At 35.0% G+C, this 12,576-nt stretch carries 12 protein-coding genes; 5 read left to right on the plus strand and 7 right to left on the minus strand.

What is annotated here, in order from left to right:
• Positions 1-214: 214 nt before the first annotated feature.
• Positions 215-562, plus strand: coding sequence for a hypothetical protein (locus ACIQXW_RS18885; protein ID WP_402764681.1), 348 nt, complete (start codon positions 215-217; stop codon positions 560-562).
• Positions 563-695: 133 nt separating this feature from the next.
• On the opposite strand, the gene ACIQXW_RS18890 is transcribed toward ACIQXW_RS18885, so the two are convergent.
• The 6 genes from ACIQXW_RS18890 to ACIQXW_RS18915 form a co-directional block, all read right to left on the minus strand.
• Positions 696-1,448, minus strand: a complete 753-nt coding sequence (locus ACIQXW_RS18890; protein WP_401021266.1) for an iron ABC transporter ATP-binding protein — start codon at positions 1,446-1,448, stop codon at positions 696-698.
• Positions 1,445-2,509: an iron chelate uptake ABC transporter family permease subunit gene (locus tag ACIQXW_RS18895; protein ID WP_401021264.1), complete on the minus strand. Its 1,065-nt coding sequence runs from the start codon at positions 2,507-2,509 to the stop codon at positions 1,445-1,447. Before ACIQXW_RS18895 ends, ACIQXW_RS18890 begins: the two co-directional genes overlap by 4 nt.
• Positions 2,506-3,522 carry an ABC transporter permease gene (locus ACIQXW_RS18900; RefSeq protein WP_340826535.1) on the minus strand — a complete coding sequence of 339 codons (1,017 nt, stop codon included), beginning with the start codon at positions 3,520-3,522 and terminating at the stop codon, positions 2,506-2,508. Before ACIQXW_RS18900 ends, ACIQXW_RS18895 begins: the two co-directional genes overlap by 4 nt.
• Positions 3,523-3,541: 19 nt before the next feature.
• Positions 3,542-4,582: a siderophore ABC transporter substrate-binding protein gene (locus ACIQXW_RS18905; protein ID WP_402764685.1), complete on the minus strand. Its 1,041-nt coding sequence runs from the start codon at positions 4,580-4,582 to the stop codon at positions 3,542-3,544.
• Positions 4,583-4,933: 351 nt separating this feature from the next.
• Positions 4,934-5,611, minus strand: coding sequence for a response regulator transcription factor (locus tag ACIQXW_RS18910; protein ID WP_402764688.1), 678 nt, complete (start codon positions 5,609-5,611; stop codon positions 4,934-4,936).
• 335 nt (positions 5,612-5,946) lie between these two features.
• Positions 5,947-6,906 (minus strand): ABC transporter substrate-binding protein, encoded by a 960-nt coding sequence (locus ACIQXW_RS18915; protein ID WP_402764691.1) that lies wholly within the window; start codon positions 6,904-6,906, stop codon positions 5,947-5,949.
• Positions 6,907-7,064: 158 nt separating this feature from the next.
• Here ACIQXW_RS18915 and ACIQXW_RS18920 point away from each other — a divergent pair, with 158 nt between their 5' ends.
• Positions 7,065-8,066: a FecCD family ABC transporter permease gene (locus tag ACIQXW_RS18920; protein ID WP_402764820.1), complete on the plus strand. Its 1,002-nt coding sequence runs from the start codon at positions 7,065-7,067 to the stop codon at positions 8,064-8,066.
• Between the two features lie 157 nt (positions 8,067-8,223).
• Here the strand turns inward: ACIQXW_RS18920 and ACIQXW_RS18925 are convergent, their stop codons facing one another.
• Entirely contained in the window at positions 8,224-9,204 is a 981-nt protein-coding gene (locus ACIQXW_RS18925) for an ABC transporter substrate-binding protein (RefSeq protein WP_401021258.1), read from the minus strand.
• Between the two features lie 156 nt (positions 9,205-9,360).
• On the opposite strand from ACIQXW_RS18925, the gene ACIQXW_RS18930 reads away from it, so the two are divergent.
• Genes ACIQXW_RS18930 through ACIQXW_RS18940 form a run of 3 tightly spaced genes read left to right on the plus strand, consistent with a single transcriptional unit; the run spans position 9,361 to position 12,226 of the window.
• Positions 9,361-10,362 carry a FecCD family ABC transporter permease gene (locus ACIQXW_RS18930; RefSeq protein ID WP_340826227.1) on the plus strand — a complete coding sequence of 334 codons (1,002 nt, stop codon included), beginning with the start codon at positions 9,361-9,363 and terminating at the stop codon, positions 10,360-10,362.
• On the plus strand, positions 10,362-11,417 hold the full coding sequence (locus tag ACIQXW_RS18935; RefSeq protein WP_401021254.1) for a FecCD family ABC transporter permease: 1,056 nt from the start codon (positions 10,362-10,364) through the stop codon (positions 11,415-11,417). Before ACIQXW_RS18930 ends, ACIQXW_RS18935 begins: the two co-directional genes overlap by 1 nt.
• A 14-nt stretch (positions 11,418-11,431) precedes the next feature.
• Positions 11,432-12,226, plus strand: a complete 795-nt coding sequence (locus tag ACIQXW_RS18940) for an ABC transporter ATP-binding protein (protein WP_340826230.1) — start codon at positions 11,432-11,434, stop codon at positions 12,224-12,226.
• Positions 12,227-12,576: the final 350 nt, after the last annotated feature.

The raw sequence follows: 12,576 nt of genomic DNA on the forward strand, positions 1-12,576 counted from the left end.
TCCTCTCAAAATTTGTGACATCTGTCGGGGCCGTGAAGTACATTTGTGGCAAGCATTCCTCACTTATAGAAGTGAAGGACTTGTGCTGAAGCAAGTTAATACGTTTACCTATTTTCTATAATATGAGGCGCAAATTTTGTTCAAATAGGCGTTCATCCGTGAATGCGATGTAATCCAAAAGGGACGGGATTTCCATACAATTGGAGGAGCTTTTTTGTGGTTCGTGCTTTTTTCTGTGGTTCGAATACCTTTTTCCGCGATAGCACACCGTTTTTCCGCGATTCGAATACTTTTTTCCGCGATTGCACATCGTTATTCCGCGATTCAAGCACTTTTTTCCGCGATTGCACACCGTTATTCCGCGATTCAAGCACTTTTTTCCGCGATTGCACATCGTTATTCCGCGATTCGAGCACCTTTTTCCGCGATTGCACATCGTTATTCCGCGATTCGAATACTTTTTTCCGCGATTGCACACCGTTTTTCCGCGATTCGAGCACTTTTTTCCGCGATAGCACACGCTTTTTCCGCGAAGCAAAAAACCACCTACTGTATGAAATGATTTTCTACAGTAAATGGTTCATCTGTTGTATTCGTTTACTTCTTCTAGGTTGAAATACTACCCACTTTAAAAAAGCTGCCGCCGATAAAATACTGACAGCAGCTTCGATTATTAAAATCTACAAGTATTGAAGCTAATAAACAGCGATTGGCCCATAAGGACCTTCAATAATTTCTATTTTTGTTTCAAAAATATCAGTCAAAATTTTTGAGTCCATAACCTCTTCTACTGTTCCAAAAGCGGCAATTTGTCCATCTTTCATAGCACAAATACTATCAGAATATTTGGCTGCAAAATTTATATCATGCATAACAGTCAGAATTGTTCTTCCAAATTCATTAGCAGCACGTCTCAAATGCTCCATCATTTGAACAGAACGAGCAACATCAAGGTTGTTCAGAGGCTCGTCCAAAAGTACATATTCAGTCTCTTGGCATAAAACCATTGCTACATATGCCCTTTGTCTTTGACCTCCAGAAAGCTCATCTAAATATCTATTCTCTAAATCCGTTAAGTCTAAAAAATCGATATATTTAGATATAATAACCTCATCCTCTTTAGTCAATCTCCCCTTTGAATAAGGAAAGCGTCCAAACCCGACTAGTTGTCTAATAGTAAGCCTAGTTACAAAATGATTTTCTTGCCGTAATATAGTCAAAATTTTTGCTAAGTCTTTTGATTTGGTTTCAGAAATATCCATATTCGCCACTTGGATTTGACCTTCTTCCATCTCTAAGAGTCTTCCAATCATTAAAAGTGTCGTAGACTTTCCAGCACCATTTGGTCCAATTAAAGAAGTAAATCCTGCTTTTGGTATTTCAATATCCAAAGGTCCTATTTTCACCTTATCAGTATAGAACTTTTTAACATTATCAATTTTTATCATAAAGCCCTCTTCCTTAAAACTACAGTTAAAAATATTATTCCACCAAATAATTCAATAATAACTGAAACTACACCTTGAGCATGGAATACATGATACATCAAAAAGTATGCACTCGTTATTATCAAAAATCCTATAGCAAGAGCCATTGGAAAAATATATCGATGGTCATAAGTTGATGCCGCCTGATAACTTAAAGTTGCTACTAAAAAGCCATAGAAAGTTAGCGGTCCAATCAAAGCTGTTGAAATTGACATCAAAATAGCAACTAATACAAGCGTATAAATTACACTAAATTGATATTTAACTCCAAATGAAGTAGAAACATCTTTTCCTAGTGACAATATATTTAGTTTTTTAGAATGAGCAAGCAGTAATATTGCTACAATTATTACCATAGGAATTACAATAGGAAAATATGCAGAATCTGCATTATTAACAGAACCAAACAATCTTGCTTGTAAAATATCAAATTCAGAAGGTGCAAGTAGTCTTCTCATGAAAGTCGACACAGAATTTAACCCAGTACCAATAATAATCCCAACTAAAAGCATAAGTTGCAAATTCCCATATTTACCCGAAAGTAACCATCCATAAAGTATCAAACTCATCACAACCATGACAACAACTTGAAATAAAAATGATCCGATTCCAGTAAAATTTATCAATGCACTAGCACCGAAGAAAAATATTGTACTCGTTTGAATTGTTGAGTAAAGTGATTCGAAACCTAAAAGCGACGGAGTTATTATCCTATTATTCGTAATCGATTGGAAAGCGACAGTCGACAAGCTCTGACAAACTGCAGCAATAATCATTGCAACAAGCGCTACAATCCTTCTCATAACAACTGGGATAAAAGAAGGCGAATCTATCGGAACTGGATTGTTATAAACTAAAAGACCATATGAAGAAAGGATACCCAACGCAATCAATGTTATTAGCAAAACCCAATAACGTCTTTCTTCCTTCTTAGTACGAAAAGCCCTAGCTGATCTATTTTCATTATGAAGGCTAGCATCGATTTCGACATTTTCTTTATTTCTATAATCCAATGTGTTCATCGTAGCCTCCTAGGTTTTCTTTGTCTCAATAAAATAGTAATAAACACGACTGACCCCACTGTTCCAAGTATTAATGAAACAGGTACTTCAAATGGCATTATTATTGTTCGGGAAATTATGTCACATGCAGTTATAGTCCCCATTCCTATCACACATACCCAAGGCAAATTACTCCTAAGATCATCACCTCTAAACATTGAAACAATGTTCGGGACAATTAAACCCAAGAAAGGTAAGTTACCAATAACAGCTGCAACAATTCCAACTGCAACAGAAATAAGGGCAGTTCCAAAAAGAACAATCCTATTGTAATTAACGCCGAGGCTTGTTGCTATGTCTTCCCCTAGTCCAGCTAAAGTCAATCGATTTGCATAAATAAAAATAAGCAACGTAACGATCACAATTAGCCATAAATATTCATATCTTCCCACCTGAACGGGCGCAAAAGAACCCACAAACCAAGTTTCAATACTTTGCGTCATTTGAAAAAGGAGTCCCATAAAAGTGGATACTGCAGAAATGACCGCTCCAAGCATCAATCCAATAATCGGAACAATTAAAGACGAGCGAAGTTTAACTCTTCTTAAAAATAAAAAGAAAATCATTGTTCCTATAAAAGAAAAAATGATTGCCCCAGTCATTCTTAGAACTAAAGTCGGGGCAGGAAATAATAAATAAACAAGAAGCAGCCCTAAACCTGACCATTCAATTGTCCCTGTTGTAGTAGGTTCAACAAAACGATTCTGTGTAATCAGTTGCATTACGAGCCCTGCCATTGACATTGCAGCTCCAGTTAGCATTAATGCAGCAGTTCTTGGAACACGAGTTATGAAAAACATCTCCATTCCATCCTCTTGTCCACGTATATCATAAACTCCAGTAAACAGTGATATAATGCCTAAAATAATAACAACGATAATCGCTAATATAAAAGGTTTTGTCCATATCTTATTGTAGTTATAAAACTGGGGTTGAGAAAAATTCTCAACCCTAGAAATTATATTTTTTGGCACCATTCCAAACTCCTTTGCACTACTTAGCTAAAGTATTTGCAAGATTTTCAAATAACTCTATATAAGTCTGAATTGATTCATTTGTATACGTATCTGCTGGTGCATAAATAATTTGGTCTTTAGAAACAGCAGTTGTATTTTGAAGAGCAGGTGAGTTAGCAAGAACATCCTTAGCAGGAACTGAATCACCCGCATCAGATGTTGCAGCATCACGATCTAATACGAAAAGCCAATCAGGATTGCTTTGTGCAATAGCTTCAACAGAAACTTCATCACCTTTATGATCTGAAGTAGAATCAGTTACTTCTAGTGCTGGAGTCCAACCGAAAATTTCATACATTGGTCCCCAAACACGTCCAGAATGAGGAGCTGAAAAACCAATATCCCCACCAGCAACGATAACACTCATAACTTTATCTGTTCCGTTATAAGCAGATTTAGCATTTTCGATCACTTTATCAAAATCAGCTACCAATTGTTTAGCTTCTTCATTTTTATCAAAAATTTGTCCTAAAGCAATTGTTGAATTTTTAAGTCCATTTTCTAAATTTTCCCCAGGCGTTGCAGCTTCCTCAGAAACATCAACATTAAGATCGATAACTGCTGCATTTGGCACTAATTTTTTAATATCTTCGTAATAACCAGCAAATCTTTGACCGATAATTACAAGTTCAGGGTTTGCAGCTGCTATAATTTCAAGATTTGGTTCGCGGTGATTTCCAACATTTTGAACTGAATCGTCCTTTACATATGGTGAATCTGCAGGCATAACATCTTTTGGAACAGCTACTAATTCAATATCCCAATCCGCTAACGTTTCAAAAGTTCTATTATCCAAAGCAACTACATTCTTTGGGTTTACTGGAACAGTAACAGTTCCATGGGCATCAGTGATTTCAACCGTCGTAGGTTTAGTAACCTCTTCACTTCCATTATCTTCATTAGCCTTTGACTCTTGACTAGTTTCATCAGTTTTATTACTTGAATCTGAGCAAGCTACTAACATTAAAGTCAAAACTGCTAAAATACCAACTAATTTTAAAAACATAGATTTTTTCATACATATACTCCTTATAATGATTTTTTTTGAAAATGATGAAATCTATAGATTGAATTGAATCGTAATTACTATCCACCTCAATTGCCATTGATAATCATTTTCATTTGAACGTTCTGTGGTATAGTATAGTCATTAATTATGTGAAAATCTTGTGAAGGCTGTAGGTTGATATATTAAGTTACTTTTTGATCATCAAGCATAGCTTGGATGCAAAATAAAATATGTAATTTTCATATCTTTTTAATTAATAAACAGAATTTTCAATATATTTTATAGAACAAAAAAAGAGTAAAAACTGTTTGAAACTGTTTTTACTCTTTTTTTCTCGATTGACCTATTATCTTCACTTTATTATTCAATCATTGAATAGCCTCTACCATGTAATGTTTGAATATATCTATCTTTCTTATCACACTTTAGCTTTTTTCTTAAATACCCAATATATAAATCCACTACATTTGGACTGACTGCTGCGTCATATCCCCATACCTGATTCAAAAGCATTTCACGGCTCAAAATTTTATTTTTATTCTTGATTAAAAATATAAGGAGGTCATACTCGCGCTGAGTAAGAGGGAGTATTTCGCCACTTTTTGTCACAATATTGTGGGATGCATCAACGAAGATATCTTTAAACCGAAAGAAATTAGTCTCATTTGGTTGAATAACGTCCCCTCTCCTTAAAATAACTTTTATCCTTGCTACTAATTCTTCTTTCACAAATGGTTTTCTTATATAATCATCTGCCCCTGCTTGTAATCCTTCTATGCAATCCTTGTCGGATACATTGTCGGTCACAATAATGATTGGTGTCGTTTTTACAGCCCGTATTTGTCTGCAAATTTCCGGTCCAGATATACTTAACGAATCCCAATCCAATACGATAATATCCCAATCTTGCTCATATACTATATTTAAACCTTTGTTTTCATTATGAAGTGTTAAAATGAAATAGCCTTCTTGTTTTAGTCCGCTTACGATTTTCTTTGCTAATGAGCGTTCATTCTTTAGTACCAACACCTGTTTCATCTACCGTTCACCTCTACTTCATTTCATAAATAAATTTATCACAAAAAGTCATATCGAATGATTAAATCTTAAATTTCTAAAAAACTATTATAACAACTTATTAGGATAGGTTTATGCAAATTTACAATAATTGTGTATAAAAAAGTAAAGATAAATGATATTTTCAACAAATTGCTTTTTTCTATTTAAGCATTGAATAGGCTCCACCATGTTTGTGATTAGTCCTTATTCAAAATAAAAAACGTTATACAATTTTGTGATAATTGTATAACGCTTCTTATAGTTAATTGATTAATTGTTTGTTAGAAATTGAAAATAATTGATTTATGAAAATCTTATTTAACAAAATATTCTTCGACTTGGTCTAACATAATATTAGCAGCTAGAATGCCTCCAGCAGTGTTCCAAATGACATCGTCCACTTTATGGACATTGCCTTTTTGTACTGCACTTAAGTTTTTCCAAAGTGGATCTTCTGTCCACTCCTTTTCAGTCGCTAATGCTGTATCGTCACCTGTAGGCATATAAGTAAAGTAGAATAGTACATCTCCATCCATTTTAGGAATTACTTCTTTTCCTACTTCAACAGCTAATTTTGCATTATCTTTAAATAGCTCTGCCTGGTCTGGTACACGTTTGAATCCTAATGAATCAAAAATAACGCCTGAGAATGAATCTGTGTAGTAGATGCGGGATTTATCGGCCATAAAACGAACGATTGAAACTTCTTGAGTCGTTTTATCGCCAAGCTTTTCTTTTAAAGCTTGAACTTTATCTTCGTATGCTTTTATAACTTCCTCGCCTTTCGCTTCATCATTCACCGCTTTTGCATATAACTTAAAATTCTCTTTCCAGTCACCACGTAATGTTTCTGAAAAAATTGTTGGAGCAATTTTGCTAAGTTTCTCATAATCTTTTTCTTGTCTTAGTTTATTACCAATAATTAAATCTGGATTTAAAGAAGCGATTTTTTCAATATTAATTTCATGTTCAACACCAACTACTTCAACACCGTCCATTTGGTCTTTAATATGGTCATACCAAGGATCGCCTGACCAAGATTGAACAGCACCTACTGGCTTAATTCCTAAAGCTAAAATCGCCTCTGTTCCTTCATTTGTTAATACGACAACACGTTTTGGTATGTCTTTTACTTCTGTTGTCCCCATTGCATGTTCAACACTGTAAGCACTGCTTTCTTTTGAACTTTCTTCCTTAGAATTACTACACGCTGCAAGAGCAAAAATGGCCATAACCGCTAGTAAAACTAGTAATTTATGAAATGTTTTTCCCATCTTTTCTTCCTCCAATGTATATGATATTCTATTTATCGAGAATGATAATCATTATCGATTAGTTGGCGACAAAATAATTATATTATTAATAATCTATCGTTGTCAAAAATTTTACGAATATGCAAACACATCAAATGGAAAGAAAGTGTATGACTTATATGATATTAAAAAATAATTTTTCAAAGTCCCTAGCGTTAATAGTAGGAATGCTACTCCTACTCATTTGTATGGGGATAAGTATTGTATATGGCTATGCAAATACCTCCATTCAAATGACGATTGAATCTTTTACCAATTTTAATAATTCTAACGAGCATATTATTATTCAAAATGTTCGTATTCCTAGAGCTTTAATTGCTACATGTGTGGGAGCTTCCTTAGCCATTACAGGAGTCCTTATGCAGACATTCACGAAAAATCCTTTAGCATCACCTGGAATATTAGGAATTAATGCTGGAGCTGGATTTGCTGTCGTTTTTTCTATAATTTTCTTCCGTGTGACAAGTTTGCAATCATTTGCATGGATTGCATTTTTAGGTGCCACAATCGCTGCACTAGCTGTTTACGGTATTAGCGCTTCTGGACGAGACGCAGTAACGCCAGTCAAAATAACTTTAGCAGGGGCGGCTATCAGTGCGTTATTTGCTTCTATTACTCAAGGTTTACTTGCAACAAACGAAGCAGGACTTGAACAAGCATTGTTTTGGTTAGCAGGTTCCGTACAAGGGAGAAAGCTTGAAATTCTTTTATCTATACTACCCTATCTAGTTATTGGATGGATTGCTGCTTTGTTCATTTCTTCTAAAATGAATATTCTTGCTCTTGGAGATGATGTAGCGAGAGGGCTAGGATTACCACTAGGATTCATGAAGATGGTAGTAGGGCTTATTGTTATTATTTTGGCAGGTGGTTCGGTTGCAATCGCTGGTCCAATAGGTTTTGTTGGTATTGTAGTACCCCATTTTGCGCGAAAGTTTGTTGGAACAGATCATCGTTGGCTCATTCCAATGGCTGCACTCTTAGGTGCCATATTGTTATTGATAGCCGATGTTGCAGCCCGCTATATCATTTTGCCTCAAGAAGTGCCAGTTGGCGTAATGACAGCCATGATTGGCACACCATTCTTTATTTACCTTGCGCGAAAAGGTGGAAAAAAATAATGAAACAATTAAAACAATACGTTTACTATAAAATATAGTATCTTTAACGATGTTTTACATTCAAAAAAATTATGAAATTAAAAGCGCTATACAATCAATTGTGGAATTGTATAGCGCCTAAAAATAGTTCTTATTTAATTGTTAGAAAGTGAAAATCTTATTTAATAAAATATTCTTTAACTTGGTCTAACATAATATTAGCAGCTAGAATGCCTCCAGCAGTATTCCAAATGACATCATCCACTTTGTGTGCGTTGCCTTTTTGAACAGCAGTTAGGTTTTTCCAAAGTGGATCTTGTGTCCACTCTTGTTCAGTTGCTAACGCAGAATCATCACCCGTTGGCATGTAAGTGAAGTAGAAAATAACATCGCCATCCATTTGAGGAATTGCTTCTTTTCCTAAATCAATAGCCAACTTCCCTAATTTTGCATTATCTTTAAATAAGTCTGCTTGAGCTGGAACACGTTTAAATCCTAATGCATCAAAGATGACACCTGAGAATGAATCTGTGTAATAGATGCGAGATTTATCTGCCATAAAACGTACGAACGAAATTTCTTTATTCGTTTGATCACCAAGTTCTTCTTTAAGTGCTTGTAATTTATCTTCGTAGGCTGTTAATACTTCTTCACCTTTTGTTTCTTGATTCACTGCTTTTGCATATAATTTAAAATTCTCTTTCCAGTCACCACGTAATGTTTCTGAAAAAATTGTTGGAGCAATTTTGCTAAGTTTCGCATAATCTTTTTCTTGTCTTAGTTTATTACCAATGATTAAATCAGGCTTTAAAGAAGCGATTTTTTCAATATTAATTTCATGTTCAACACCAACTACTTCTACACCGTCCATTTGATCTTTAATATGATCATACCAAGGATCACCTGACCAAGATTGAACAGCACCTACTGGCTTAATTCCTAAAGCTAAAAGTGCTTCTGTTCCTTCATTTGTTAATACAACAATACGTTTTGGTGTGTCTTTTACTTCAGTTGTCCCCATTGCATGTTCGACACTGTAAGCATTGCTTTCTTTTGAACTTTCTTCCTTCTCGTTATCTTTAGAATTGCCACACGCTGCAAGAACAAAAATAGCCATAACAGCTAGCAATACTAATAACTTTTGAAATGCTTTTTGCATCTTTTTTTCCCCCATTGTATATGATAAAATTGTTTGGTGATAATGATTATCATTTTTATTAAGAACGAAGTCAATAATATTGCAAGAATTTATTACTGTCAATATATTTTTAATAAAATGCGAGTACATTCTATATAGAAGAAAGAGTATGAATATATGATTTTTAAAAATAATTCTTCAAAATCTTTAGCGTTAATAGTAGGAACACTTCTCTTACTTATTTGCATGGGAATAAGTATTGTATATGGCTATGCAAATACCTCCATTCAAACGACGATTGAATCTTTTACCCAGTTTAATAATTCAAACGAGCATATCATTATTCAAAATGTTCGTATTCCTAGGGCTCTAATTGCTACATGTGTGGGGGCTTCTTTAGCTATTACAGGGGTACTGATGCAGACATTAACGAAAAATCCACTAGCATCCCCTGGAATTTTAGGAATCAATACTGGAGCTGGCTTTGCAGTCGTATTTGCAATGATTTTCTTCCATATTTCAGCTTTACAATCTTTAGCATGGGTTGCATTTTTAGGTGCCGCAATAGCTGCTCTATCAGTTTATGGCATTAGTTCATCTGGACGAGATGCCGTAACTCCAGTCAAAATAACGTTAGCTGGAGCCGCAATCAGTGCACTTTTCGCTTCTTTTACACAAGGTTTACTTGCAACAAACGAAGCAGAACTTGAGCAAGTACTGTTTTGGTTAGCTGGATCTGTACAAGGGAGAAAGCTAGAGATTCTAATATCTGTGTTACCATATTTAGTTATTGGTTGGATTGCAGCTCTACTTATCTCTTCTAAAATGAATATTCTTGCCCTTGGGGATGATATAGCAAGAGGTCTCGGGTTACCACTAGGAATGATGAAATTAGCAGTTGGCATTATTGTTATTTTTTTAGCAGGTAGCTCAGTTGCAATAGCTGGTCCTATAGGATTTGTTGGAATTGTAGTACCCCATTTTGCGCGAAAGTTTGTTGGTACTGATCATCGTTGGCTTATTCCGATGGCTGCTATATTAGGTGGGATTCTTTTACTGTTAGCAGATGTGGCAGCACGCTATATTATTATGCCTCAAGAAGTGCCAGTTGGCGTAATGACAGCCATGATTGGCACACCATTCTTTATTTACCTTGCGCGAAAAGGTGGAAAAAAATAATGAAACAATTAAAAACAGTACGTTTACTACAAAATAAAATATCTTTTTTACTAGATGTAAAAGCTTCTAAAAAGCTAACGTTTCTTAGTATCACAGCACTATTTGTTTTTTTCTTCAGTGCATCGTTTGGTGATTCATTTATAAATCCGTTAAAAGTAATGCAAACGATAATCGGACAAGGTTCTGATTTTGATCAATTAATTATTATTGACTTTCGACTGCCAAGAATTTTTATTGCAGCGTTTGCAGGTATGGCTTTAGCAGTGGCAGGTGCTATTTTACAAGGTCTGATTAAAAATCCACTTGCTTCACCAGACATAATCGGTATTTCTGCTGGTGGTGGAGCTGCGGTAGTTGGTTTTTTAGCTATTTTCAGTGACTCCAATCATTCTTTAACAGTTAGTATTGAATGGCTACCTCTTGCAGGATTTATTGGAGCTACTGCCGTTGCATTTATTGTTTATATATTTGCTTGGAAAGATGGTGTGACTGCAACCCGTCTTGTATTAATTGGTATCGGGGTTTCTGCTTTTATGCAGGCTATTACGACGATGTTGATGGTTATCGGTCCTATTTATCAAGCTAGTGAAGCCAATAAGTGGATTACAGGTAGCGTCAAAAGTGCAGATTGGAATCAAGTTCAAATTATCGTTCCAATAATTATAATCCTTCTGCTTCTAACAGTCTTTATTACTAGACAGTTAAACGTGCAAGAATTGGGTGATGACACAGCTGCAAGTTTAGGTCAAACTGTACAAAAAACTCGTTTTTTCTTATTACTCTTGAGTTCAAGTCTCGTTGCTAGTGCCATTTCATTTGCAGGAGCTATTGGTTTCGTCGGCTTAATGGCGCCACATATTGCAAGACGTATTGTAGGTCCAGCATTCGGTGTATTAATTCCTACATCCGCTGCTATTGGTGCTTTATTAGTAATGGTTGCAGATATTATTGGACGCACTGCATTTAGTCCTTTAGAAGTGCCAGCAGGAGTGTTTACAGCTGCTATTGGTGCCCCTTATTTCATCTATTTATTATTGAGAAATCCTAGAAAATAAAGGAGTCAAACTTCATGACTAAAACTTTAGAAACTAAATCACTTACACTAAATTATGGTGATTCCAATATTATTGAAAATCTAAATTTATCTATTCCTATGAATGAAATTACTGTGTTGATTGGTGCCAATGGTTGTGGAAAATCTACACTTTTACGCTCAATCGCTCGTTTATTAAAGCCTAAACAAGGTACGGTATTATTAGATGGACAAGACCTTTTTAAATTGTCCACAAAACAAGTAGCTAAAAAGCTTTCTATTCTTCCTCAATCACCAGTAGCACCAGAAGGGTTAACAGTTTTACAACTTGTAAAACAAGGTCGTTACCCTCATCAAAGCTGGCGAAAACAATGGACAGAAAAAGATGAAGAAATAGTGTTAAACGCTTTAAAAGCGACGGGCGTGGATCATTTACAGGATAAACCAGTGGATGAGCTTTCAGGTGGTCAACGTCAACGCGCTTGGATTGCTATGACGCTAGCTCAGGATACAGATATTATTCTGTTAGATGAACCTACTACTTATTTAGATTTAACACATCAAATTGAAATTTTAGATTTACTTTTTGAATTAAATAAACAAAATAGAACAATCGTTATGGTTCTACACGATATTAATTTGGCATGTCGATATGCTGATCACATTATTACGGTGCGTGATCGAGGAGTTTATCAAGAGGGAAAACCTGAAGAAATTATGACAACTGCATTAGTAAAACATGTTTTCGATTTAGAATGTCAGATGACAAATGATCCTATATACGGTACGCCTTTATGTATACCCTTCGGTAAAGGAAGGATTATCTCTTAAATTAAATTAGAAGTTTTCAATCAATATGCTCTTACCTAATTATTTTGTTAGAACGCTTCAAAGTTCTAGGAACAAGTTTCCATTCAATAAAAATTAAAACGCCCCGTAAAGGTTAGATTTTATGTCTAACTTTTATGGGGCAGTTTACTGCATGAAATGATTTTCAACAGCAGACGATTTGTCTAATTGGAAATAATTATCGTGCGACCAAATATTTAATTTTAATTGTTGTGCTTCCTGCTGTATCTCACAGAATTCGTCTTAAACATTCCATAATCATAGCTTTTTCTTGAATAGACAAGTAGTTTCTATTTGCTTATTTTAATGAATAAAAATGAGCAAAAGTTATT

The organism is Lysinibacillus sp. NPDC097162 (assembly GCF_044762185.1).
In the GTDB taxonomy this organism is placed as follows: domain Bacteria; phylum Bacillota; class Bacilli; order Bacillales_A; family Planococcaceae; genus Lysinibacillus.